23 protein-coding genes are annotated in these 23,492 nt (G+C 57.3%); 12 read left to right on the plus strand and 11 right to left on the minus strand.

Translation table 11 applies throughout. The features are described from left to right. Positions 1-62 precede the first annotated feature (62 nt). Complete coding sequence (locus tag ACR0IO_RS03500) at positions 63-473, plus strand: VOC family protein (RefSeq protein ID WP_480739617.1); 411 nt, start codon at positions 63-65, stop codon at positions 471-473. 19 nt (positions 474-492) lie between these two features. On the opposite strand, the gene ACR0IO_RS03505 is transcribed toward ACR0IO_RS03500, so the two are convergent. Genes ACR0IO_RS03505 through ACR0IO_RS03515 form a run of 3 tightly spaced genes read right to left on the minus strand, consistent with a single transcriptional unit; the run spans position 493 to position 5,047 of the window. Further along, positions 493-3,534, minus strand: coding sequence for an efflux RND transporter permease subunit (locus tag ACR0IO_RS03505; RefSeq protein WP_480739618.1), 3,042 nt, complete (start codon positions 3,532-3,534; stop codon positions 493-495). A gap of 11 nt (positions 3,535-3,545) precedes the next feature. After that, positions 3,546-4,583, minus strand: a complete 1,038-nt coding sequence (locus ACR0IO_RS03510; RefSeq protein WP_155145501.1) for an efflux RND transporter periplasmic adaptor subunit — start codon at positions 4,581-4,583, stop codon at positions 3,546-3,548. Then, positions 4,580-5,047 (minus strand): MarR family winged helix-turn-helix transcriptional regulator, encoded by a 468-nt coding sequence (locus ACR0IO_RS03515; protein WP_155145503.1) that lies wholly within the window; start codon positions 5,045-5,047, stop codon positions 4,580-4,582. Before ACR0IO_RS03515 ends, ACR0IO_RS03510 begins: the two co-directional genes overlap by 4 nt. Before the next feature lie 165 nt (positions 5,048-5,212). On the opposite strand from ACR0IO_RS03515, the gene ACR0IO_RS03520 reads away from it, so the two are divergent. Both ACR0IO_RS03520 and ACR0IO_RS03525 read left to right on the plus strand, forming a co-directional pair. Further along, positions 5,213-6,337, plus strand: a complete 1,125-nt coding sequence (locus ACR0IO_RS03520; RefSeq protein ID WP_480739619.1) for a beta-ketoacyl-ACP synthase III — start codon at positions 5,213-5,215, stop codon at positions 6,335-6,337. A 183-nt stretch (positions 6,338-6,520) separates the two neighbouring features. Next, positions 6,521-7,339, plus strand: coding sequence for a hypothetical protein (locus tag ACR0IO_RS03525; protein WP_480739620.1), 819 nt, complete (start codon positions 6,521-6,523; stop codon positions 7,337-7,339). 255 nt (positions 7,340-7,594) lie between these two features. Here the strand turns inward: ACR0IO_RS03525 and ACR0IO_RS03530 are convergent, their stop codons facing one another. After that, on the minus strand, positions 7,595-8,056 hold the full coding sequence (locus ACR0IO_RS03530) for a hypothetical protein (RefSeq protein ID WP_155137288.1): 462 nt from the start codon (positions 8,054-8,056) through the stop codon (positions 7,595-7,597). Between the two features lie 356 nt (positions 8,057-8,412). Here ACR0IO_RS03530 and ACR0IO_RS03535 point away from each other — a divergent pair, with 356 nt between their 5' ends. After that, entirely contained in the window at positions 8,413-8,991 is a 579-nt protein-coding gene (locus ACR0IO_RS03535; protein WP_480739621.1) for a thymidine kinase, read from the plus strand. On the opposite strand, the gene ACR0IO_RS03540 is transcribed toward ACR0IO_RS03535, so the two are convergent. The 5 genes from ACR0IO_RS03540 to ACR0IO_RS03560 all read right to left on the minus strand — a co-directional run bounded on the left by ACR0IO_RS03540 (position 8,988) and on the right by ACR0IO_RS03560 (position 12,197). Next, a complete protein-coding gene (locus ACR0IO_RS03540) occupies positions 8,988-9,938 on the minus strand; it encodes a 2-hydroxyacid dehydrogenase (protein ID WP_480739622.1) in 951 nt (316 codons plus the stop codon). The two genes, ACR0IO_RS03535 and ACR0IO_RS03540, sit on opposite strands and share 4 nt — an antisense overlap. Then, the gene (locus ACR0IO_RS03545; RefSeq protein ID WP_480739623.1) at positions 9,938-10,276 is read right to left on the minus strand and encodes a tRNA-binding protein; all 339 of its coding nucleotides are present in this window, start codon (positions 10,274-10,276) and stop codon (positions 9,938-9,940) included. Before ACR0IO_RS03545 ends, ACR0IO_RS03540 begins: the two co-directional genes overlap by 1 nt. Beyond that, complete coding sequence (proC, locus tag ACR0IO_RS03550) at positions 10,269-11,084, minus strand: pyrroline-5-carboxylate reductase (RefSeq protein ID WP_480739624.1); 816 nt, start codon at positions 11,082-11,084, stop codon at positions 10,269-10,271. Before proC ends, ACR0IO_RS03545 begins: the two co-directional genes overlap by 8 nt. A 39-nt stretch (positions 11,085-11,123) precedes the next feature. Beyond that, complete coding sequence (locus ACR0IO_RS03555; protein WP_155137255.1) at positions 11,124-11,624, minus strand: type III secretion system chaperone family protein; 501 nt, start codon at positions 11,622-11,624, stop codon at positions 11,124-11,126. A 324-nt stretch (positions 11,625-11,948) separates the two neighbouring features. Continuing rightward, a complete protein-coding gene (locus ACR0IO_RS03560) occupies positions 11,949-12,197 on the minus strand; it encodes an accessory factor UbiK family protein (RefSeq protein WP_155137258.1) in 249 nt (82 codons plus the stop codon). Positions 12,198-12,294: 97 nt separating this feature from the next. On the opposite strand from ACR0IO_RS03560, the gene lgt reads away from it, so the two are divergent. The 4 genes from lgt (at position 12,295) to ACR0IO_RS03580 (ending at position 16,517) form a co-directional block, all read left to right on the plus strand. Beyond that, on the plus strand, positions 12,295-13,182 hold the full coding sequence (gene lgt / locus ACR0IO_RS03565) for a prolipoprotein diacylglyceryl transferase (RefSeq protein ID WP_480739625.1): 888 nt from the start codon (positions 12,295-12,297) through the stop codon (positions 13,180-13,182). Then, positions 13,179-14,246 carry a class I SAM-dependent methyltransferase gene (locus tag ACR0IO_RS03570; protein ID WP_480739626.1) on the plus strand — a complete coding sequence of 356 codons (1,068 nt, stop codon included), beginning with the start codon at positions 13,179-13,181 and terminating at the stop codon, positions 14,244-14,246. The genes lgt and ACR0IO_RS03570 overlap by 4 nt, the downstream gene beginning before the upstream one ends. Further along, entirely contained in the window at positions 14,243-15,001 is a 759-nt protein-coding gene (gene pgeF / locus ACR0IO_RS03575) for a peptidoglycan editing factor PgeF (RefSeq protein ID WP_480739627.1), read from the plus strand. Before ACR0IO_RS03570 ends, pgeF begins: the two co-directional genes overlap by 4 nt. A gap of 733 nt (positions 15,002-15,734) precedes the next feature. Beyond that, the gene (locus ACR0IO_RS03580; protein ID WP_155137270.1) at positions 15,735-16,517 is read left to right on the plus strand and encodes a Hint domain-containing protein; all 783 of its coding nucleotides are present in this window, start codon (positions 15,735-15,737) and stop codon (positions 16,515-16,517) included. 118 nt (positions 16,518-16,635) lie between these two features. On the opposite strand, the gene ACR0IO_RS03585 is transcribed toward ACR0IO_RS03580, so the two are convergent. Then, positions 16,636-17,136, minus strand: coding sequence for an Lrp/AsnC family transcriptional regulator (locus ACR0IO_RS03585; RefSeq protein WP_155137273.1), 501 nt, complete (start codon positions 17,134-17,136; stop codon positions 16,636-16,638). A 227-nt stretch (positions 17,137-17,363) separates the two neighbouring features. Between ACR0IO_RS03585 and trxB the strand changes: the two genes are divergently transcribed. The 4 genes from trxB (at position 17,364) to ACR0IO_RS03605 (ending at position 22,434) form a co-directional block, all read left to right on the plus strand. Continuing rightward, positions 17,364-18,305, plus strand: coding sequence for a thioredoxin-disulfide reductase (gene trxB / locus ACR0IO_RS03590; RefSeq protein WP_170331436.1), 942 nt, complete (start codon positions 17,364-17,366; stop codon positions 18,303-18,305). Between the two features lie 4 nt (positions 18,306-18,309). Continuing rightward, positions 18,310-18,780, plus strand: coding sequence for an RES family NAD+ phosphorylase (locus ACR0IO_RS03595; RefSeq protein ID WP_480739628.1), 471 nt, complete (start codon positions 18,310-18,312; stop codon positions 18,778-18,780). A gap of 51 nt (positions 18,781-18,831) precedes the next feature. Continuing rightward, a complete protein-coding gene (locus tag ACR0IO_RS03600; protein WP_480739629.1) occupies positions 18,832-20,523 on the plus strand; it encodes an adenylate/guanylate cyclase domain-containing protein in 1,692 nt (563 codons plus the stop codon). A 195-nt stretch (positions 20,524-20,718) separates the two neighbouring features. Further along, positions 20,719-22,434 carry a bifunctional sulfate adenylyltransferase/adenylylsulfate kinase gene (locus tag ACR0IO_RS03605; RefSeq protein WP_480739630.1) on the plus strand — a complete coding sequence of 572 codons (1,716 nt, stop codon included), beginning with the start codon at positions 20,719-20,721 and terminating at the stop codon, positions 22,432-22,434. 121 nt (positions 22,435-22,555) lie between these two features. Here the strand turns inward: ACR0IO_RS03605 and ACR0IO_RS03610 are convergent, their stop codons facing one another. Then, positions 22,556-23,440, minus strand: coding sequence for a PhzF family phenazine biosynthesis protein (locus tag ACR0IO_RS03610; protein ID WP_480739631.1), 885 nt, complete (start codon positions 23,438-23,440; stop codon positions 22,556-22,558). Positions 23,441-23,492 lie beyond the last annotated feature (52 nt).

Below are 23,492 nucleotides of genomic sequence, written 5' to 3' on the forward strand. Positions count from 1 at the left end.
TTTGTTCTTCCACGACCAACCAAGGCGCCGCATGATTGCTACTTCAGTCAGGGAGAAAACCCGTGAAACTTTTCACCACCTACGGATCGAACAACCTGCCGCGAGCTATCCGTTTCTATGACGCAATCTTCTCGGTCTTAGAACAACCGCGCCTGCCCGGGTGGTCAGAAGGCTGGGCAGGATGGGGTACGGAACCCGATGAAGGAGTCGGATTCTGGATATGTGCCCCGTATGACGGAGTTCAAGCAAGCAGCGGTAATGGTACAATGATCGCCTTTCCGGCAAAGGATGCGGGTCAGGTTCGCAGGTTCCACGAGGCCGGGCTGGCAAATGGTGGAACAGACGAAGGTGGACCGGGCGTCAGAGATCGGTATGAGCCTGATTTCTATGTGGCTTATCTGCGCGATCCGGATGGCAATAAGCTTTCTTGCTTTTGTTATCACTACGACCCGGAAAAAGATAAGGGCGGCTGAATCAGCCGCCCCTATTTGTTCAGGCTGCCGCCAGTCTTCGTTTTTCCTCTCGCGAGAAAAAGATCATGTAGAAGACCGGGGCCGCGACCATAGTGAGGATCGTGGCAAAGGCCAGACCACCCATGATCGTCACCGCCATCGAGACAAAGAACGCGTCTGTCAGCAATGGCGCCATGCCAAGGATCGTGGTGATGGCAGCCAGCATGACGGGGCGCAGACGCGAGACCGAGGCTTCAATAATGGATTCGCGCAGGGGTTTGCCCGTTTCGCGCACCAGATCGATTTCCTCGACCAGAACGATACCGTTCTTGATTAGCATACCCGACAGGCTGAGCAGCCCCAGCAGAGCGGTGAAGGTAAAGGGAAGTCCTGTACCCAGCAGACCAATCACAACACCATTCACCGACATCGGCACCAGCAGCCAGATAATGATTGGCTGACGTATCGCGTTGAAAAGCAAAACGGAAATCAACACCATGATCAGCAGGCTGAGTGGTAGCTGCTTACCCAGGCTTTCCTGCGCATCGCCCGAATCTTCGAACTCGCCACCCCACTCCATCTTGTAGCCAAGTGGCAGTTCCATATCCTCGACTGCACTGCGCACTTCGGAGTGAACCTGAGCCGCCGTCAATTCAGGCGGGATCTCTGCACCCACGGTGATCGTAAGCACCCGGTCACGACGATGAACCAGCGTATTGAGTGATTTGTACTCGAATCCATCCACCATTTGTTCGATTGGTACAAATTTCTGGGACTGGTCCGAATACACCACCTGATCGACGATCGAATAATCTCCATCCGCCGGACGGCGCAGGATGATCGGGATCAGGCGATCCCGTTCGCGCAGGACACCTCCGGTGATACCATCGGTTGAGAACTGCAGGGTGGCCGCGATATCTTCACGGGTCACACCGGCAGTCTGGGCGCGTTCAGTCGCGTAGATCGGCTGTACAGCCAGTTCCTGTTCGCGCCAGTCGTGGTGCACGTGCAGGGCATTCTCGGATGCCTCGGACATGCGCTGCACGGCCTCGTCAGCAAGCTGTCGCAACACAACCGGGTCGCTGCCAGAGAAACGCGCCTGAATCGGGTCACCACCACCGGGGCCGAAAATCAGCCGCTTGGTGCGGAACTCACCTTCGGGGAACTGCGCCGAACCGAATGCGGCGAGATCAGCCTGCAGCGCCGGAATGTCATCCAACGACTCTGTGCGGATGATCATGTGGCCGTAGCTGGGGTTGGGCTTTTCTGCTGCGTAGGTCAGCATGAAGCGTGTCGCCCCCTGCCCCACGAAGGTAGCGACGGAGACCACGTCATCACGCTCGGACAGCCATTCTTCGAACACGGCCATATCCTCGGCTGTACGCGCGATGGGCGTGCCCTGAGGCAGTTTGTAGTGAACAAAGAACAGCGGCGTATTCGAATTCGGGAAGAACTGCTGCTTCATCAGACCAAAACCTGCGAAACAGACAACCGTAACCCCGACGAGACCCACAACAACCAGCCAGCGGAAGCGCAAGGCCCAGCTCAGGATGCCCCCATACACACGGAACAGAATTCCGCCATAGGCATCTACCTCACCCTCTTTACCCTGCTTGAAGAAGTAGTGACCCAGAAGAGGTGTCACCGTGATCGCAAGCACCCAGCTGAGCAGCAGTGAGATGCCGATAACCGCAAAGAGCGAGAACAGAAATTCGCCTGTTGCATCCGGGCTGAGGCCGATGCCGGCAAAGGCCATGATGCCGATAACGGTCGCGCCTAACAGCGGGACTTGTGTTTTCGACGCAACCTCTTCTGCCGCATCACGCGAGGATTTGCCGCGCAGCATCGAGATTTGCATCCCCTCCGCCACAACAATGGCGTTGTCCACGAGCATACCCATGGCAATGATCAGAGCGCCGAGCGAAATACGCTCCATCTCGATCGAGAACAGGGACATGAAGAGCAGCGTGCCGACCACTGTCAGCAACAGGGTCGAGCCCACTACGACTGCCGCGCGCCAGCCCATGAATATAGCCAGCACCAGAACAACGATTGCCACCGACATGGCGAGGTTCACGAGAAAATCGTTCGAGGCTTGCTCGACCACGACGTGCTGCTGATAGATCGGCAGGATCTCGACGCCAAAGGGAATTTCATTGTCGAGCTCAGCGAACTTAGCATCTGCACGTTTGCCGACCTCTACAATGTTTTCAGTCGCAAGACCCGCAATCCCGAGGGTGAATGCCTCGGTCCCGTTGAACCGGATCATGATGTCCGGATCGTTCTGGCGACCGCGATAGACATCGGACATGTCGAACAGGTTGATGACCTGTCCCTGCGAACCAACCGACAATCCGGCAATGGCCGAAACACTGTCAGATCCTTCCGCAGTCAGAATTGTTGTCCGGTCACTGTCGGATCGCAGTGAGCCTGATGCATTCACTGAGTCGGCATTGGCAATCGCCTCATTGATCGCCTGCAGCGGAACGTTCTGGTTTACGGATATCGACAGGTCGGGTTCGACAAAAATCGCCTCATCCGGCAAGCCCTGGACTTCGACATCGGCAACGCCATCGACGGTCAGCAATTCCCGTCGCAGAAACGTTGCGAGCTCATGCTTTTCCGCATCCGAGAATCCTTCGGCTGTGACTGCGTAAAACAGGCCAAAGACGTCGCCGAAACCATCGTTTACATAAGGAGTGCCGACGCCAGAGGGCAAACCGCGTGCCGCATCGCGCACCTTGGCGCGCAGGCGGGTCCAGATGTCAGGCAGTTCAGAACCATCATATGTGGATTTGATTTCCACCTCGATCAGCGACTGGCCCGGCTGGTTGACCGAGGTGATGACATCCACCTCGCCCATTTGCTGGATGGCGGATTCCAGAGGCTCGGACACTTCCAGAGCCACTTGTTCTGCCGTTGCACCGGGATATTGAGTTGCAATGACCGCCTGTTTGATGGTGAAGGCCGGATCCTCGAGCCGCCCAAGCGACGAGAACCCCCAGATGCCTCCGAACAATGCGATTAGGATAACGAGCCAGGTGTAGATTGGCCGGTCTATAGACGCGCGCGCGATATTCATCTGTCCGCCCTTCAGTTCGCAAAGCCGCTAAAGCGGCGTACAGCCTGACCGTCGGTCAGAGTGCCACCACCGGCGACAACGATCTCATCCCCGTCGGACAAGCCCGACAGGACACGAACGTCGCCCGTTTGCGTCGGTTCGATCGTTACCGGAACGCGACGGATGGTGCCTTCCTCAGCGCCAACCGGGGAAAAGACCATCACGCCCAGCTCTCCGTCGGCGCCTGCAACGATTGCAGTGGCCGGGACGACGATGCCGGTGCGCTGATCCTGTACCTGTACATTCACTGTGACAGAGGACCCGGGAAGAATTTGCAGACCTTCCGGCGGGGTCAGGCCGAACTGGATGCGGAATGTCTGGCCAACGCTGGAGGTTTCAGCGTCGAACTCGCGAATCTCGAGCGGGAAGATTTGATCGCTGACAGGGAATTTCGCAGTGATCGTAATGTCATCCTGCTGGCCGGAGCGCTGGAACAGGATTTCAGGCACGTCCACCTCGATCCGCAGCTCGGACATGTCGTGGATCCGAACGATGGGGGTGCCGGCAGAGATGGTGGTGAATGCCTCGACAGCGCGGCTGGAGACCAGCGCATCAAATGGCGCGGTCAGAGTGGCATGTTCCAGCTCGTACTCCGCATCGCGCAAGGCAATCGCGGCCAGTTGAGCGTTGGTCTCGGCATCATCGACGGCGACCTGGCTGGCCGTTGTGCCACGCAGACGTGAAAGACGAGCGACGGTGCGGTCGGCCTGCTCTTTCTGCAGGCGGGCGCGGTCAAGCTGCAGCTCGAACGGTTCCTGATCCAGGCTGGCGATCAGATCGCCCTTTGCGATTACGAACCCTTCGGTCACCGGCATATCAACGATTTGCCCTGCGACCTGAAAGGCCAGGTCAACCGTCTGACGCGCGGCGACACGGCCGAAGAACTGGCGCGAGAAACCTGGGGCTGTTTCACGTACCAGCATCAGTTTTACCGGTTTGGGGGTATCTTGAGCGGCAATTGGTGATGCCAGAACGGCCAGAGCGAGGCCCAAAGAGGTCAGGAGTTTCATTTCTTCAATCCCTCGGGAATTCCCGTTTTCAGTATGTTGTCTCTGATTTTGCGCGCCAGACGCGCGAATTCTGCGGTTTCTTCGGCGTTCAGGCCGGAGGCGGTCTGAAACAGCTCTCCGGCGACTGTCACCAGCATGTTGCGGGCTTCTTCGCCCTGCTCGGTCAGGACCAGCAGCCAGGCACGGCGATCTTCGGGATCACGCTGACGCGCGAGATAACCGGCCTCTTCCAGCGCATCTGCAGTGGCAGTGATGGTGGACGGCACGGTCAGCATATCAGCCGCCAGAATGCCCATGCGCTTGGGCTGATCCAGCTTGATCAGCATGTGACATTCCTGATGGCTCAGGTCGGTTTCGATGCAGTCAAAGCTCTCTTCGAGTTTCCAGTATAGCGCATAGACGCCCATCATCGCCTGTATCTCAGGCGTGAGGCGTCCTAGTCGGCTACTGATGTCATCCGGCATGGTGGGGCTCCATGGAAGTTAGGCGCCATATACTTCGAAATCTGAACTATTCAAGATGTGAAGTTGAAATCGGCAAAATACCCCATATTCCGTTAGGTAAACATCTCTTGATCAAATCCTGCGGTGACTGCATTTTGGGCAAATCCGAAACATTCAGGACCCGCCATGTATACGCCCGCCATCACCGGTACCGGTGTTTTCACGCCAGAGAACGTCATCACGAATGCAGAGCTTGTTCAGGCGTTCAACGCATATGCGGACAAGAAGAACACTGAAAACGCCGAGGCAATTGCCGCCGGACGCATGGAACCGATGCAACATTCCTCGGAGGAGTTCATCCTCAAGGCCTCGGGCATCGAAAACCGCTATGTGATGGACAAAACCGGCGTCCTTAACCCGGACATCATGTACCCCTCGTTACGTCAGCGTAATGATGACGAACCCGGGATCATGACCGAGATGGCGGTGGACGCCTGCAAAAAGGCTCTGGCACAGGCCGGACGCACGGCAGAAGATGTCGATCTGGTGATCTGCGCGGCCTCGAACCACGAACGCGCCTATCCGGCAGTTGCGATCGAAATACAGCAGGCATTGGGCATCAACGGGTTTGGCTTTGACATGAATGTCGCCTGTTCATCCGCGACCTTTGGCATTCAGGCAGCTGCCGACATGGTCCGATCCGGCTCAGTTCGCTCGGCACTTGTTGTGAATCCCGAGATCTGCTCGGGCCATCTGGAATGGCGTGACCGCGATTGCCACTTTATCTTTGGGGATGTGGCGACGGCCACCCTGATCGAACGGATTGAAAATGCAGATGGTCCGCATTTCGAAATCCTGTCGACCCGCTGCGCCACTGAGTTTTCGAACAACATTCGCAACAACAACGGATTTCTGCGTCGCTCACGCCCGGACGGTATGATCGATCGCCGTGACATGCAGTTCATGCAGAACGGTCGCAAGGTGTTCAAAGAAGTGCTGCCGATGGTCAGCCGCCACATCAGTGATCACATGGACGCCGAAGGTGTCGAGAGCGGCGATCTGAAGCGGCTTTGGCTACATCAGGCGAACAAGACGATGAACGATTTCATCGGTAAAAAAGTTCTGGGCCGCGAACCCGAAGCAGGTGAGCAACCCAATATCCTACAGGATTATGCCAACACCTCTTCTGCCGGGTCGATCATTGCGTTTTCCAAACATTCAGATGATCTTCAGGAAGGTGATATCGGCCTGATCTGCTCGTTCGGAGCGGGTTATTCTGTGGGCTCTGTGATCGTCAAAAGGCACAAATAAGCCAAAGTTCTCAGACATTCTGAACCCACAAAAGGTACGGCGCGTACGTGTCGCGCCATACCTTTCTGCAACCTGATCTCAAGCTTTCTTCAGAAAATCCAAATCGTCTCTTAATTCCCAGTCGCCATGTGAACCCAATGCAATAACGCATATTGGTTCACGCTGCGTAAGGAGAGTTGCGCCATGCGAAAGAGTACGAGAGCTGGAATGGCCGCATTGGTTGCTGCACCGTTCCTTGGGTTAACAGCAGCCGGTAGCGCAATGGCCCAACCAGAGGTTTGCGATGCACGAACCGCACGCATCGCGGCAAACGCCGGTGACTACGCAGCGATGTGTGAGTGTACGCATGTCACGCCAAGCTTCCTGAAGCGCCTTCAAAAACGCTCGGATTTCGAAACCACCCTATTGAACACTGGGCAAATGTGCCCCGGACTCGCAGGATTGCTGAGCGACCTGCCGACGGCATCCATCAATAGCCCTTCGAGCTTTGAAGGGCGTGAGACCGATTTCGCGGAGTTTGGTTCGTCGACCGAATTTGATTCGGGGTCAGACAACAACGGAGGAAACCCCGGTAACGGCGGAGGTAGTGACGCCCCCGGTGGCGGGGGTGGAAATGACAACCCCGGCAATGGCGGTGGCAATGATGGTCCCGGTAACGGTGGTGGCAACGACGGCCCTGGTGGCGGCGGCGGAAACGATGGCCCCGGTGACGGTGGCGGTAACGATGGCCCCGGTGACGGTGGCGGCAATGACGGTCCCGGTGATGGCGGCGGAAACGACGGTCCCGGTGACGGTGGTGGAAACGACGGTCCCGGTGATGGCGGCGGAAACGACGGTCCCGGTGATGGCGGCGGAAAAGGTGGCGGCAAAGGCGGTGACGGCGGTGGCAAGGGTGGCCACGGCGGAGGCAAAGGCGGTCACGGCGGTGGAAAAGGTGGCGACGGCAAAGGTGGTCATGGTGGCGGTAAAGGCGGCCACGGTGGCGGCAAGGGCAATCGTTGATCGCAACCGCCACGATTGGGGGCACCAGATGTGCCCCCACTGCCCAATTCGGCAATGACGAACCGGAAACAAGTAATCGATAGCTTTTCTGGGCAAGCCCTGCCTGCAGCATGGCCGTTGATCAGGCGCCCGATCGATCGAGCACGAGAATTTCAACGTGGTCTGCCGCTGTTTTTGCCCCTGTACAAAAATGGTCAGGGAACCCAAATGGGTGTACGCGGATTCAGCCATACCCATTTGGGCAAGGCTGAATCGTCAGCTAACGCTTTCTTCCTCGAGATGCAGCTTCATCTCGATCAGGACCTGCTGCAACATGCTGGTTTCCTTCAGCAAGCGCTTGGCCTCGTTCACCGTGATGATACCGTCCTCAATCGCGGCCTGATACTCGGTCATCAGCATCGCGAACCTCTGACTGAGAGCGATGACATCAGAATTCACACCGCCTGTACGCGGTGCTTCCGTGTTTCTCCCGTCATATGACAGCGTGATATTTTTGAGATCAGCCAGCGCCGAAGTCACATGCGGATAGGTCGCTACCGCCTCGAGCCGGGCAACGGCATCAACTGGCATAAACCTGTCGGCATGTTCGGCATTGTCGGAATAGTATCTGCCTAGCGTTGCTTTGGATTTTCCGGTGATCTCGCACGCGGCTTCGATTCCGACATCCTTAACCAATGCTTCGGTATGTTTTTTCAGATAGGCCCCGATATCTGCCATGTTTGTACCTTTGTTTCCTGCAATGCCCTTTCCATCTGCTCTTGCGGGGGAAAGGGCGGGAAAATTTCCCATACTCGATTCATAATTGAAATGTCATACATTGGCTATCCCTCAGATAAACGAGGGCTTTTGTGAGTGAGTGGCGGCAGTTCATGCCGGTAACGAGTGATTGCAAGGCAGTATTTAAGCCTTGCGCTGTTTTGGCCATATGTTGGCCGACGGCGCCGCTGTTGTGGAAGCGGGGGTATCCATCCCCAAGAGCATCAGCTCGGCCTCTGCGACCGCGACGGCGGCGTCGCTTGGACCAGTTACATTGATCACTTGCCCGATTGGTTTCAGCAATTTAGACCCGCGCCATGGCAAAGCTTTACTTTAACTACTCGACCATGAATGCGGGCAAGTCGACCGTGTTGTTGCAGGCCTCGCATAACTATCGCGAGCGCGGCATGGATACTTACCTGATGACCGCCGCGATCGATGGGCGTGCGGGATCCGGTCGGATCGCATCCCGCATCGGAATCTCGGCCGAGGCAGATACGTTCCTGCCCGAAGATGACGTGTTTTCCATGATCGATTCCCGGCTGAAGCAGGGGCCCGTGGCTTGTGTATTTATCGACGAGGCCCAGTTTCTGTCCGAAGAACAGGTTTGGCAGCTGGCACGGGCCGTGGATGATCTGAAAGTGCCCGTACTGTCCTATGGGCTGCGCGTCGACTTTCAGGGCAAGCTGTTCCCCGGCTCTGCCGCGCTGCTTGCGCTGGCCGACGAGATGCGCGAAGTCCGGACCATCTGCAAATGCGGTCGTAAGGCAACCATGGTGATTCGTCAGGACGAGAACGGCAATGCCATCACCGAAGGGGCTCAGGTGCAGATCGGCGGGAACGAGACCTATGTCTCGCTCTGCCGCAAACACTGGCGCGAGGCGGTCGGGATTTAGACCGGATTGGGCAGCGGCCGCCCGGCGACAAAGGCCGCAACGTTGTCCAGCGCCATGTGGCCCATGTCGGTGCGCACCTCTTCGGTCGCGGTGCCCAGATGAGGCAGCAGCGTGACGTTCTCCATCTCGCGCAACACCTGTGGGACAGCGGGTTCGAATTCATAGACATCAAGTCCCGCCCCCGCGATCTCACGGGCCCGTAGTGCAGTGATCAGAGCGGATTCGTCCACAACTTCGCCCCGGGCAATATTGATTAGAATGCCCGAAGGTTTCATCGCCTCAAGCACGGGCGCGTTGATCAGATGCCGCGTGTCGGCACCGCCGGGAACAGCCAGAACAAGGAAATCGACCGCAGCGGCAAGCTCCAGCAGATCAGGCATGTAGTCTGCATTAAAGTCGAGCTCTTTCCGACTGCGCGCCAAGTAGGCGACTTGCATTTCGAAACCGAAATGGCAGCGCCGGGCAATGGCCTGCCCAATCCGACCCATGCCGACGATTCCGACCCGTTTGCCGGTCACGTGATGACCCAGCATCTGCGTCGGATGCCAGCCCTGCCATTCGCCAGAGCGAACCAACCGTTCCCCCTCGCCCGCGCGCCGCGCAGTGGACAACAACAGGGTCATGGCGATGTCGGCTGTGGCGTCGGTCACTGCTCCGGGCGTGTTGGTTACCTGCACACCGGTCTTATGCGCGGCATCGACATCAATGTGATTGTAGCCAACACCGAAATTGGCGAGCAGTTTGCAGCGCGGTGACGGAACCTCGGCAAACACCTGATCTGAAAACTGATCACCCAGAGTTGGAACCACGATGTCGAACTCGGACAAAGCGCGCAGCATCTCGTCATGGTTCAAAGGCGTTGTTGATTCGCGAATTTCCACATCGAAGTCCGCTCGTGCACGAGCTTCGACCGCAGGCGTCATCGGCCGGGAAATCCAGAGCTTCATCAGTGCATCCTTCCGCCTACAGGAACCTTGCCATCAGGTCCGATCAGAACGATTTCACCCTTCTCATCCGGCAGGCCCAGTACCAAAACCTCGGACATGAACTTACCGATCTGGCGCGGAGGGAAGTTCACCACGGCCATCACCTGCTTGCCCACCAATGTGGAGGGGTCGTAATGCGCGGTGATCTGCGCGGATGACTTGCGCTCACCAATGTCGCCACCGAAATCGATCCACATCTTGATCGCAGGCTTACGGGCCTCGGGATAGGGCTCGGCGCGGGTAACCTCGCCCACACGGATGTCGACCTTGAGAAAGTCGTCAAAGGAAATCTCACTCACGCGACAGCTCCTTGGATCGGTTTGTTGCGGCTTTGACAGCGCGATGCAGCAGATCGGGAAAGCCTTTTTCCTCATGCATCAGCACTTCGAGCGCAGCCTGAGTCGTCCCATTTGGCGAAGTTACATTGACCCGCAACTGAGACGGGTCCTCTTCTGTAGCCATGGCCAGCGCCCCCGCCCCGGCGACGGTGGATTTTGCCAGCTTCATCGCCAGCTCGTGTGGCAGGCCGTGCGCCTCACCCGCCTTGGCCAGAGATTCGATGAGGTGGAATACATAAGCCGGACCGGATCCGCTGAGACCCGTTACGGCATCCATCTGCGCTTCATCTGAAAGACGAACAGTTTCGCCGATGGCCGAAAGCAGGTTTTCCGCAAGCGTCAGGTCATCATCGGAGGCACTCTCGTTGCCAATTAGCGCCGTGATCCCCTGACGAATCGCAGCAGGTGTGTTCGGCATCGCCCGGACAATTGGCGTATCCTCACCCAGGACACTTTCAAATGTCGCCAGTGAGGTTCCAGCAGCGATGGATACGAACAGGCTGCCACCACCGCCCAGCGCCTGAATGGCTGGCAGCGCTTCGCCCATCATCTGCGGTTTGACCGCAACGAGGACGACAGCAGGCGCTTCGGGCAGTGGCGTGTTGATATTGACGCCCTGCTCTTTCAGCCATTCGGAAGGGAATGGGTCAATCACCCAAACGGATGCGGCGGGCAGACCGTGATCCAGCCAACCCGCCAACATTGCGGACCCCATCTTACCGCATCCCAGAAGCACAAGCCCCTGCTCGGCGACACGTGACATGTCCATGATTGCCCCTCCCCTAAAAGCGTGGTTCGGGGCAAAGCTTTACGCGCGGCCGTAGGCCTCTGCAATGGCGACTTGCATCGCTTCTTCGGGCGTACGGTTGCCCCAGGTCACCAGTTGGATCGCGGGGTAATACCGCTCGGCGCTCAGCACCGCAGCGCTGATCATGGTGTCGATCTGTTCAGGGCTAGCCATCTGGCCACCCGCCAGAACCAACCCGTACCGATAAACCATCAGCTTCTGGTTAGCCCAATAGGTAAATGCGCCTGCCCAGCATTGGTCATTCATCTTGTTGAGCAACTCATACAGCTCATTCTCACGCCCGGCCGGAGGCTCCATCTCGAAGGAGCAAACCATCCGGAGTGTTTCGTCATAGTGTGACCAGGCGAGCGTGATCGAGTAAGTGCGCCACTGTCCTTCGACGGCCATGGCGATCTGATCGTCGCCGATGCGGTCAAAATCCCAGTCGTGATGTTCGGCCAGATGTTCAACAATATCGATTGGATGAAGGTCTTCTTCGAGAAACTGCTCGGAAAGGGCCATAATGCCACCTCACTACTCTCTAGCATTTCGGGGCTGGCAGCGCCCCAGCGCTAGTTGCCTGCTCTACAAGCCGGGCTTCCCCCGTAGGCCTGTACTAAATATGGTGCGACGCGAGCCGGGTTCTGGCAACCCTATTTATTGGGGATAACAGCAATAAGTTGTGGACAGCTGACAACGGCAATCAAAATATTGGCACAAATTGCAGCTTTATCTTGATTAAATTCTGCGATGCGTCAAACTACACCGCACCGCACAACCCGACATTGGATTGCGCGGCGGTTAATTTTGTCCCGAAAATCTGGATTCTGATGAGGCGCGCTAGCGTTATTTGTCCAGCTTTGCCTCGAGCGCAGCAATACGCTCTTCGAGTTTGGCGTTTTCTTCGCGCGCTTTCTGCGCCATGGCGCGCACGGCGTCGAATTCTTCACGCGTGACGAAATCACGATCGGCAAGCCACCGGTCGATCATGGACTTCATCGCGTTTTCGGCTTCTTCCCGCGCACCCTGTGCCACGCCCATGGCGTTGGTCATCAGTTGGGAAACGTCATCAAGAATCTTGTTGCGGGTTTGCATGGCTTTACTCCGATATCGCGATTGGTCTCTATATGGGTAAAGAATGGCTCGGGCTCAAGGTTGACTTGCCCCTCTAACCCCGGGCAATGAGACGCACATGCAGGCTGTTCTGAATTTCCCCGATCTGTCGCCCGAACTCTTCTCGATCTCAGTATTCGGGATGGAGTTCGCCCTGAGGTGGTACGCACTGGCTTATATCGCAGGCATCCTGATTGCCTGGCGCATGGCGGTGATGGCGTTGCGGCGCCCGGCTTTGTGGCGGGACGACACGCCTCCGATGAAACCCGAACAGGTCGAGGATCTGATCACATGGATCATTCTGGGCGTGATTCTGGGTGGTCGGTTGGGCTTTGTGCTGTTTTACCAGCCCAGCTATTACCTGTCGCACCCGGCAGAGATCGTGAAGGTCTGGCAGGGTGGCATGGCCTTTCACGGTGGCCTGCTGGGCGTTGTGATCGCCTCTTACCTGTATGCGCGACGCCATAATATGCCGCTTCTGTCCCTGGGAGACCTGGTGGCTTACACGGTGCCGCCGGGCCTGCTGCTGGGCCGACTCTCAAATTTCGTGAATGCCGAATTATGGGGGCGACCCAGCGAACTGCCATGGGCGGTGATCTTTCCCGGCATGGCTGCGCAGGACTGCCCCGGCGTCGTGGCCGGAATGTGTGCAAGGCATCCGTCACAGCTGTATGAGGCGGCGCTGGAAGGTGTGTTACTGGGCGCGGCGTTGATCTGGCTGGCCTATCGCCGCGGGGCGTTTCACAAGCCCGGCCTGATCATGGGGCTGTTCCTTGCCGGGTATGGAGTCTCGCGCTTTATCGTCGAATTCTTCCGTCAGCCTGATGCGCAGTTTGTGTCACCGGGCAACCCGCTGGGACTGGCATGGCATGTTAGCGGATATGGCCTGACAATGGGTCAGTTGCTATCCCTGCCCATGATCGCACTTGGCCTGTGGTTCGTGCTGCGCGCCCGGCGGACTGCATGACACTGTTGGACCACCTGATCGCGCGCATCCGGCAGGATGGCCCGATGAGTGTGTCCGACTATATGGCAGAATGCCTGTTGCACCCCGAACTGGGTTACTACAGCACACGTGACCCGTTGGGCGCCAAAGGAGATTTCATCACAGCCCCGGAAATTAGCCAGATGTTTGGCGAGTTGATTGGATTGTGTCTGGCACAAAGCTGGATCGATCAGGGTCAGCCATCCCCCTTTTCGCTGGCCGAACTGGGACCCGGGCGCGGCACCCTAATGGCTGACATCATGCGCGCGACGCGAAACGTCGCGGGTTTTCATGAGGCAGCTCAGGTGCTGCTGCTGGAAGCATCTCCAGCGCTAAGGGATGTGCAGGCCAGGACGTTGAACGGGTTTGAGCTGCGCTGGATCGACACCATCTCTGACCTACCTGAACAGCCCTTGTTTCTTGTGGCCAACGAGTTCTTTGATGCCCTGCCCGTACGCCAGTTCATTCGTGACGGTGAGGGCTGGCGCGAAAGGTTGATCGGCGAAGATAGCGGAGCGCTGGCATTCGGACTTGGGCCAGATGCCGCACAAGCCGCTCTGCAGGACAGACTGACGGACACAAACGATGGTGATCTGGTCGAACTCTGTGCCGCGGCGATTCCCGTTTTGACCTGCATCGCCGAGCGCATTTCCAACAAAGGTGGAGCCGCTTTGATCGTGGATTATGGCGACTGGCGCTCGCTGGGCGATACGTTGCAGGCCCTGCAGGCCCACGAACGCTGCGACCCCTTGGGCGACCCGGGTCAGGCTGATCTGACGGCTCATGTGGACTTTGAACCACTGGCTCTTGCAGCCCGTGCCACAGGCTGCGCACATTCCCGTCTGACACCTCAGGGTGTGTTTCTTGAACGGCTGGGCATCACCGCGCGGGCGCAGGCTTTGGCAAAGTCCCTGAGCGGTTCGGAGCTGGAAGAGCTGATTGCCGCACATCGCCGGTTGACGCACCCTGCGGAAATGGGAAACCTGTTCAAAGTGCTGGGCCTTTTTCCGGCACATTCGGCGCCACCACCGGGATTGGAATCATGACACTGGAAATTCTTACCTCGGACATGCTGTCGCCCGTCAGGCATGGTTTCTTCAGCCGTCGCGGCGGCGCGTCATCAGGTATCTTTGCTGGTCTGAACTGCGGCTATGGTTCATCCGACCAAACCGAGGCCGTTGCGCTGAACCGAAAGCGGGTGGCAGATGCCATGGAAGTTGAACCCGAGGCACTGATCGGAGTGCATCAGGTGCATTCTCCAACAGTTGTGACTGTCGACGGCCCTATCAGTGCTGACAAACCAAAGGCTGATGCAGTTGTGACCGCAACGCCCGGGCTGGCCCTGACGATACTGACGGCTGATTGCCAGCCGGTCCTGTTTGCAGATCCTGATGCGAATGTGATTGGCGCTGCCCATGCAGGTTGGCGCGGAGCTTTGGATGGTGTTCTCGAAGCCACTCTGGATGCGATGGAAGCCCTGGGGGCACGCCGCGAAAACACACGTGCCGTGATTGGCCCGTCGATCTCGCAACGCGCCTATGAGGTTGGGCCTGAATTTATGGACGATTTCATGGCCGAATCTCAGGAAAACGCCCGTTTCTTTGCAAATGGGCAGGATGACCGGCTGCAATTTGACCTGCCGGCCTTTGGCCTGCACCGGCTCAGACAAGCCGGTGTCGGGCAAGCCGAATGGACAAGGCACTGCACATATTCCGACCCGGAAAGATTTTATTCTTACCGTCGTGCGACGCACGCAAGTGAAGCCGATTATGGCCGCCTGATTTCCGCCATAAGATTGTAGAATTTGCACCAAATAAGGCAGACCCGCCCCTTTTTTGCCACATTTGTTGTGTTTATCAGACTCAGAATCGTATGAAATTTTTGCCAGTGCTCAGATGGTTATCTGATTTTCGGACATTTGAATTCTGGCATCCGAAGTAAAGAGGTGCTGCCAACCTTCATTTCCGTCCTGAATTCTTCCCGGAACAGCCTTATCGCTGCCGTAAATCGGCGTCACGGTTGGTCCAGATGGGAAAAAGGGGCCTGAGACCCCAACAGAGCAGGATCAGTGAAATGAAGACTAAATCTCGCTTTCTCAGCGCCGTTGTCGCGGCCATCAGGGAACAGGAATTAGAGATGCCCTGGAAGCGAGTATCAAGTCACTCTGTCAGAGTTGCCCGCCGCCTAGCGGCGAAACGCTGACAAAGGACCCCCAAAAGGACCAAGCTGCCGGTCCCGATGGGTAAGACACATCAGACGTTGTTCCGGTCTGGTGTGATCAATGCCACAGAAGTTTGCTTGTGGCAGTGTTACGGAGCATGTGTGCGCAGGCAATTTAGGCTTGCGGGTTACGAGTTTGTCTGGGGGGTCAATGTGTTGACCAATGGAATGCGAAATTCATTCGCTGTGCACCGCCACATCGGCGGTCGCCCGGGGGTTACCCATTTATTTCAAGACAAAGAACTGAAGTCGTCAGGCGAGTTTGCACGGGGGGTGTCGCCGCCTGATCGAAATTTAGAGGGGTCGGAATACATATGACTATTCCAAATACGCTGGCGCGCGCCGCCAGAAATGCTGTTGAGACGTCGGCATTATTGCGGGAAGCCCCGCGGCCGGGAACAAAACAGAAGGCGCAGCTGCGACGCTATGAAGTCAGCACGTTGTTGAAAAACGGGGATGTTTCACAAACGCGCCACATCGCACCTGCTCTGCCAGTCTTTGAAGACGCGTTCTGCGCCTTTACACGCGGATCGCTGGTCGAAACCGAACAAGGGCCTATGGCGATCGAAGATTTGCTGCCTGGTGATACGGTTCTGACACAGGATGGCACGTCTGAAACCGTGTTGTGGAAGGGATCTGTCACTCTGATCCCGGGACGTGAGGATTCACGCGGTCGCACTCGGCCTCTGACCCGTTTCATGGCAGATACATTTGGCATGCAAAAACCGATGTCAGGTGTGATTGCGGGTCCGGCAGCGCGGCTACTGGGAACACCTTCGCATCTGCGTCATTTGAATGGCGGCGAACCGATGCTGACGCCTGTAGGCGAGTTTCAGGACGGGATGGGTGTTATCGAAACGCAGCCGCCAACGCCGGTCGAGCTGTTTCACATCTGTCTGAAACGGCATTCGGTGATCCGGGTTGATGGCCTTCAGTTCGAGACCTATCACCCCGGCGTAAACGCCATCAGGATGATGAGCCATTCGCTGCGCTCAATCTACATGAACCTGTTTGCGCATGTTGAATCGCTGCACGATTTTGGCCCATTGTTGATGCCACGTGCCGGAGATGGAGAGATTGACGCTATATCAGCGTGAGTAAGTTAACGATTACTGCAGTGTGGGGGCATTATGCAGATATTAATTGGTTGGGCCATTTCATTGGCCGTTGTAGCGATCCTGCCTGCGTGCAGGGCACCACTTAAACGCGTCGTGTTTACGCCGTCCGGTTCATTCGTTCTTCTAACACATCGAACGGAACCCCGGGCTCATCTTTTGCACCGCGGATAACAAGCGAAGTCTTGACGCTGGCCACGTTCGGCGTGGTCAGCAATTCGCCTGTCAGAAATTGCTGAAAGCTGCTGAGGTCAGGCGCGACGCATTTCAGGATAAAATCAACCTCGCCGTTCAGCATGTGACATTCACGGACCAGCGGCCATTCACGGCATCTTTCTTCGAAGGCGCTCAGTTCCGTTTCGGCCTGACTCTCAAGACCGACCATCGCGAAAACCTGAACCTCAAAACCCAGTTCGCGGGAGTTTACTTCGGCGTGGTAGCCGCGGATGTAGCCGGATTCTTCCAGGGTACGAACGCGTCTGAGACACGGAGGAGCCGAGATACCAACACGTTTCGCGAGCTCAACATTGGTCATGCGACCGTCTGCCTGCAACTCCGCCAGAATCTTGCGGTCAATCTCATCCAGCCGTGTCGTGACCATGAAATGCTCCTGAATTTTTCGGTTCTTATATCAGCACCCCGGCGATGCGCAATATTGTTTCGCATTTGCGCAATATTCTTTGTTTTCAATATGGTCGTTTTTGTCGTGGTATTCCGGTAGCGCATGACAGATGCGTGAGCGGAAGGGGCTTTAAGCAGCGCGCCCCGGTCGTTATATCCAAGCGCGGCGGACTAAGGGTCCGCAGAGGCAGATCGAGTGGGGGTACCATGGCCGAAACGAAACACACCAAGGTTCTGATTATCGGATCAGGGCCAGCCGGATACACCGCCGGCGTCTATGCCAGCCGTGCGATGTTGGAACCTGTCCTTGTACAGGGTATCGAGCCCGGTGGACAGTTGACGACAACAACGGATGTCGAAAACTATCCCGGTTTCACCGAGGTTCAGGGCCCCGACCTGATGATCAAGATGCAGGAACACGCCACGGCCATGGGGTGTGAGGTCATCGGCGACATCATCAGCGATCTGGATGTCAGCCAACGCCCGTTCACTGCAAAGGGTGATAACGGAACCACATATACTGCGGACGCCGTGATCCTTGCGACAGGCGCCCGCGCCAAATGGCTGGGCCTGCCTTCCGAGGACAAGTTCAAAGGCTTTGGCGTATCAGCTTGTGCAACCTGCGATGGTTTTTTCTACCGCGGGCAAGAGATCGTAGTGATCGGCGGCGGCAACACCGCCGTTGAAGAGGCACTGTTCCTGACGAATTTCGCCAGCAAGGTCACGCTGATCCATCGACGTGACGAGCTGCGGGCCGAGAAAATCCTGCAGGATCGCCTGTTCAAGAACGAAAAGATCGAACCGCTGTGGTTCCACGAACTGGACGAAGTGATCGGCACTGATGCTCCGCTGGGCGTCGAAGGTGTCCGCGTGAAAAATGTCAAAACAGGCGAAATCACTGAGATTCCCTGTAAGGGCGTCTTTGTTGCCATCGGCCATGCGCCTGCGAATGAGCTGGTTAAGGATACGCTCGAAACACATATGGGCGGTTATGTCGTGACCAAACCGGGCTCGACTGAAACCTCGGTTCCGGGTGTTTTTGCAGCCGGTGATCTGACCGATCATATTTACCGTCAGGCGGTGACATCAGCTGGCATGGGGTGCATGGCCGCCCTGGATGCCGAGCGTTTCCTGGCAGAGCAGGAATAAGCGCGTGATTGAATTCTCCGGCCCGGTCTGGAGAATTCTGTTCCAGTCTCAGGCAGGGTCCCCGCTCGACCCTGCCCGAGCACCCGAAGGCCGGTTTCACCATCATGGCCAATCCGCGCTCTATGCATCGCTCAGTGAAGAAGGGGCCGGAGTTGCAATCCGGCGCTACGTCTCGGCGGGTGATCCGGCACGGGTTATCCAGCGATGTCAGGTCACCGCATCGCTGCATGATTTGCGCGGCCGACCTGAAGTATCCTTGGTCTGGCAAGACATAACCGCCGCTGACCTCCCTTCGCCAACATGGGCCTATTCTGACAAGGCGCGCGCGTTGGGCGCTCAGGGGATGCTGTATAGCTCACGATCCCGCCCCGACCTGAGACATCTGGTGCTGTTCGACATAACACCGACAACCATCCGAACAGTGGGCCAGCCCCACCCCTGGCACCCTGACGCTTACCTCTCTCTTGACCCATGACCGCTGCCAAAGCAGACTTGATGCAAACATGGCAGTAAGCGGGTGGGATCATTGAAGAGTGCTCTTTGGCAGGGCAGCTGGGCAACCCGCATCCGGATCGCAAGCGGTCTGGCCCTTTTCGTCTTTGCCTTTTTTCATTTTATAAACATCGGCCTGGGCCTGTTTCATACCGATTATCTGCATGGAATGCAGGATGGTCGTGTCGCGGTGACGCGGCATCTTATCGTCAGCCTGATCCTGTACACCGCGCTTCTGTCCCATGCCGGGCTGGCATTGGCCTCGGTTGCCCAGCGCCGCACCCTGCGCATGCCATTCAGCACCGGCTTGCAGATTGTTTTGGGGTTGCTGATCCCACTGCAGCTTATCTCTCACATTATCCAGACCCGGTATGCCAATCTGGCTTACAATGTGAATGACGAGATGGGTTACATTATCATTCTGATGTGGCCCAATTCCGCCATCTGGATGCAGAGCATTCTGTTGCTGCTGGTCTGGATCCATGGCTGCATTGGCCTGCACATGTGGCTGCGCATTACAAGTTGGTGGGGAAAGCTGGCCCCCTATCTTATTGGCATTGCTGTGTTTGTTCCAAGTTTCGCTTTGACTGGCGTACTAACAGAAGGTCGGCGCATCTGGATGGACTTTGCCGACGAAGATCTGCGCGAGCAGTATATCGAGCACTATAACTGGCCCACGCCGGAACAGTTTCAAACGATGTTCAGCATCAAGGACAACGCCCTGATGGCGTTCTGGTTCTCGCTGGGTGTGACTGCACTGGTTTACATCGGGCGCAAGCTTTGGCGGCGCAGACATTCGGTTCGCATCCGGTATGTGCATGGCCCCGACATCGTGGCCGAAAAGGGTATGACTCTGCTGGAGATGTCTCAGGCCAACGGGATTCCGCATACAGCACTATGTGGTGGCAAGGGCCGCTGCACCACTTGCCGTGTCTTTGTCGAAGACGGTGCTGACAGCCTTCCCCCGCCCAGCGAGGTCGAAGCGCGAAGCCTGTCAGCCGTAGATGCCCCCGAAGGCACGCGTCTGGCCTGCCAGATACGCCCAACTGAACCTATTACGGTGTTCCGAGTGTTCCGCCCCGATGGCGGGCGCAATCGCGCACATGCCAGTCAGGGGCAGGAACGGCAACTGGCGGTTCTGTTCCTGGACATGCGGGGTTTCACGGCCCGAACAACGGGTCAGCTGCCCTATGACATCGTTTTTCTGCTGAATCGTTTCTTTGACGCAATTGTTCCGGCGATCACCGCAGACGGCGGCGTGGTTGACAAATACATGGGTGACGGCCTGCTTGCCGTATTCGAAACGTCAGATACTGAAAGCTCGGCCAAGGCGGGTTTGAAGGCAGCAATGGATGTCGGACGTGCACTGCAACGGTTCAATCAGCAACTGGAGGCCGAGGGCAGCCCCGAAATCCGTATCGGCATGGGATTGCATCTGGGCGATCTGGTTCTGGGGGAAATCGGCGCGGCCGGTCATGCATCGCGCACCATTATCGGCGACGCAGTCAACGTCGCCAGCCGTCTTGAAGCGGAAACCAAAGGGTTGGGTGCAGAGCTACTGGTCTCGGCCGAAGTTTTGCGCGCGGCCGGCATCGATTGTGATCGGCTGGATCTCAGCCTGTTCCAGCTGCGTGGCGTCGCTGATCCGGTTCCTGCGCTGCCCGTCACACGGGCCACAGAACTGGAAGGGAGTGTTGCCACACCGGAACAGACCATCTCGGCTTGACGAAATTGTCCGCATTCGGGGGGAAAATGATCGCCCTGAGACCATGAGACTGGAAAATCCTTCCAATCCTAAGAAAAACCGCGCATATCCTCCTTTGTTTCATGAACGCATATGGACTTTGAATAACCACCGGGGCAAATGCCCCAAAACACCCAAGATTCACTGGCAAAGACGCACCACGACAAGAGTATTCCCATGACGATGTTAAGTAATTTGGCCCCGATCCCCGAACTGTATGTGTCTTACGACTCGGCCCAGAAGCTGAAGGTCGAGGCCGCCGATCTGACCAGCTGGGATTTGAGCCCACGCCAGATCTGCGATCTGGAACTGCTGATGAATGGCGGGTTCAACCCGTTGAAAGGTTTCTTGAGCGAAGCGGATTACGACAACGTTGTCGAAAACATGCGTCTGGCAGACGGGACGCTTTGGCCGATGCCCATTACGCTGGATGTGAACGAAGACTTTGCGGATCAGATTGAGCTGGGTCAGGACATTGCTCTGCGCGATCAGGAAGGCGTCATTCTCGGCACCATGACGGTGACTGACCGTTGGACACCCGACAAATCGCGCGAAGCCGAGAAGGTCTTTGGCGCAGACGATCAGGCGCATCCGGCGGTGAACTATCTGCACAACGTCGCGGGCAAGGTTTATCTGGGTGGCCCAGTCACCGGTATTCAGCAACCCGTTCACTATGACTTCAAAGCGCGCCGTGACACACCAAACGAACTGCGCGCCTATTTCCGCAAGGTGGGCTGGCGCCGCATCGTCGCCTTCCAAACCCGCAACCCGCTGCACCGTGCGCATCAGGAACTGACTTTCCGCGCTGCGAAAGAAGCGCAGGCCAACCTGTTGATCCACCCGGTCGTCGGCATGACCAAGCCGGGCGATGTGGATCACTTCACCCGCGTGCGTTGCTACGAGGCGGTGCTGGACAAGTATCCGGCTTCGACCACCTCGATGTCGCTGCTGAATCTGGCCATGCGTATGGCAGGCCCGCGCGAGGCCGTCTGGCATGGCTTGATCCGTGCCAACCACGGTTGCACGCATTTCATCGTAGGCCGCGATCACGCCGGCCCGGGCAAGAACTCGGCTGGTGAGGATTTCTATGGCCCCTACGATGCGCAGGATCTGTTCCGCAAATACCAGGATGAAATCGGCGTCGAGATGGTCGATTTCAAGCACATGGTCTATGTGCAGGAACGCGCGCAGTACGAGCCGAACGACGAGATTCTGGACAAGGACAACGTCACGATCCTGAACATTTCGGGCACAGAACTGCGTCGCCGTCTGGCCGAAGGTCTGGAGATACCGGACTGGTTCAGCTTTCCCGAGGTTGTCGCCGAACTGCGCAAGACACGGCCGCCGCGCAGCCAGCAGGGCTTTACCGTGTTCTTCACCGGTTTTTCGGGTTCGGGCAAATCGACAATCGCAAACGCGCTTATGGTCAAGCTGATGGAAATGGGCGGGCGACCGGTCACACTGCTGGATGGTGACATCGTGCGTAAAAACCTGTCATCCGAGCTGGGCTTTTCGAAAGAGCACCGTGACCTGAACATCCGCCGCATCGGTTATGTTGCCAGCGAGATCACCAAGAACGGCGGCATCGCCATCTGCGCCCCGATCGCGCCCTATGCAACCACACGTCGCGCCGTTCGCGAAGACATCGAATCTTTCGGTGCCTTCTGTGAGGTCCATGTTGCCACCAGCATCGAAGAATGCGAACGCCGGGACCGGAAGGGCCTGTACAAACTGGCGCGTGAGGGCAAGATCAAGGAGTTCACCGGAATCTCAGACCCTTACGATGTGCCCGAGAGCCCGGAGTTGCGTGTCGAAACTGAGAATGTCGAAGTCGACAACTGCGCCCACCAGGTTCTTTTGAAACTGGAAAGCATGGGTCTGATCGCGGGCTAACGCCCTGTAAAACCATCAAGAATGCCTCCAGATTCTGGGGGCATTTTTGTTGCAAAACGGCGAGTTCGTGCCATAGAGACTCGCTCTGGCGATTGTCTCAGCCTACCGGCGCAAACAAGTGCTAAACCATTTGTGGCAGATCGACTTGCCCGCGCATCAGGACATGGCCCTTTCCGGCAACCTTGATGCCGGTCATGGCCTCAGTCGGACCCACGCGCGTGACCGTAGCCTGCCCGGGGCGCCCCATGTCGTGGCCCTGTTCCGCTGTAAAGCTGTCCTTTTGCATCAGGCCATATTTCCACAGATAGGCAGCCATCGCGCCAGTCGCTGATCCGGTGAACGGGTCTTCGGGCGGGCTGGGCGGGGCGAGCAACAGGCGTGAGAAGGTATCGCCTGCCTCGGTCGCACCCTGCAAAGTCACCAGAAAGGGTTCGGCCATGTCTGATCCCGAATAGCCGGCCGCCTCTGCCACCTTGCGCAGCGGCCCTTCGACCAGATGTGCGGCGCGCAGGGCCTGATGGTCACGCAGAACGGTGACGCAGAAGGGCAGCCCGGTCGAGACCAGTTGCGGCGGCGAGATGATCGCATCTACAGGCAGACTGATTGCCGAGGCCACCAGATCAATAGGCACATGGACCCCGAATTGCGGGGCAACCTGCGTCATTTCGATCTCATCTCCGATCAGACGGATTGCGACGATCCCTGCCCCGGTTTCAAGCGTCAGTTCATCCCCTTTGAACAGGCCGCGCGACCGCATGGCGGCCACCGTGGCAATCGTGGGATGACCAGCAAAGGGAATTTCGCGGCTGGCGAGGAAGTAGCGGACACGAATATCCGCGACATCCGATGGGCCGGTAAACGTGCACTCCACCAGCGATGTTTCGCGGACATAGGCGGTGCAGACATCCACCGTCAATATGGCCCCGCCGTGGACAACAGCGCAGCCGTTACCTCCGAATGCCCGGTCACTAAAGGCATCCACCCAGTCAAAGTCGAACCAGCTCATGCCGCATCTCCCATATGCACTTCGTCGCGTCAGGGGCGCGCCCTGCCGGTTC

It is taken from the genome of Ruegeria sp. CE12 (assembly GCF_056537525.1).

What these genes read in the sequence shown, in the direction of transcription:
- ACR0IO_RS03505 (WP_480739618.1), bottom strand. Translation starts at nt 3,534, where the DNA reads ATGAATATCGCGCGCGCGTCTATAGACCGGCCAATCTACACCTGGCTC.
- ACR0IO_RS03510 (WP_155145501.1), bottom strand. Translation starts at nt 4,583, where the DNA reads ATGAAACTCCTGACCTCTTTGGGCCTCGCTCTGGCCGTTCTGGCATCA.
- ACR0IO_RS03515 (WP_155145503.1), bottom strand. Translation starts at nt 5,047, where the DNA reads ATGCCGGATGACATCAGTAGCCGACTAGGACGCCTCACGCCTGAGATA.
- ACR0IO_RS03520 (WP_480739619.1), top strand. Translation starts at nt 5,213, where the DNA reads ATGTATACGCCCGCCATCACCGGTACCGGTGTTTTCACGCCAGAGAAC.
- ACR0IO_RS03525 (WP_480739620.1), top strand. Translation starts at nt 6,521, where the DNA reads ATGCGAAAGAGTACGAGAGCTGGAATGGCCGCATTGGTTGCTGCACCG.
- ACR0IO_RS03530 (WP_155137288.1), bottom strand. Translation starts at nt 8,056, where the DNA reads ATGGCAGATATCGGGGCCTATCTGAAAAAACATACCGAAGCATTGGTT.
- ACR0IO_RS03535 (WP_480739621.1), top strand. Translation starts at nt 8,413, where the DNA reads ATGGCAAAGCTTTACTTTAACTACTCGACCATGAATGCGGGCAAGTCG.
- ACR0IO_RS03540 (WP_480739622.1), bottom strand. Translation starts at nt 9,938, where the DNA reads ATGAAGCTCTGGATTTCCCGGCCGATGACGCCTGCGGTCGAAGCTCGT.
- proC (WP_480739624.1), bottom strand. Translation starts at nt 11,084, where the DNA reads ATGGACATGTCACGTGTCGCCGAGCAGGGGCTTGTGCTTCTGGGATGC.
- ACR0IO_RS03555 (WP_155137255.1), bottom strand. Translation starts at nt 11,624, where the DNA reads ATGGCCCTTTCCGAGCAGTTTCTCGAAGAAGACCTTCATCCAATCGAT.
- ACR0IO_RS03560 (WP_155137258.1), bottom strand. Translation starts at nt 12,197, where the DNA reads ATGCAAACCCGCAACAAGATTCTTGATGACGTTTCCCAACTGATGACC.
- lgt (WP_480739625.1), top strand. Translation starts at nt 12,295, where the DNA reads ATGCAGGCTGTTCTGAATTTCCCCGATCTGTCGCCCGAACTCTTCTCG.
- ACR0IO_RS03570 (WP_480739626.1), top strand. Translation starts at nt 13,179, where the DNA reads ATGACACTGTTGGACCACCTGATCGCGCGCATCCGGCAGGATGGCCCG.
- pgeF (WP_480739627.1), top strand. Translation starts at nt 14,243, where the DNA reads ATGACACTGGAAATTCTTACCTCGGACATGCTGTCGCCCGTCAGGCAT.
- ACR0IO_RS03580 (WP_155137270.1), top strand. Translation starts at nt 15,735, where the DNA reads ATGACTATTCCAAATACGCTGGCGCGCGCCGCCAGAAATGCTGTTGAG.
- ACR0IO_RS03585 (WP_155137273.1), bottom strand. Translation starts at nt 17,136, where the DNA reads ATGGTCACGACACGGCTGGATGAGATTGACCGCAAGATTCTGGCGGAG.
- trxB (WP_170331436.1), top strand. Translation starts at nt 17,364, where the DNA reads ATGGCCGAAACGAAACACACCAAGGTTCTGATTATCGGATCAGGGCCA.
- ACR0IO_RS03605 (WP_480739630.1), top strand. Translation starts at nt 20,719, where the DNA reads ATGACGATGTTAAGTAATTTGGCCCCGATCCCCGAACTGTATGTGTCT.
- ACR0IO_RS03610 (WP_480739631.1), bottom strand. Translation starts at nt 23,440, where the DNA reads ATGAGCTGGTTCGACTTTGACTGGGTGGATGCCTTTAGTGACCGGGCA.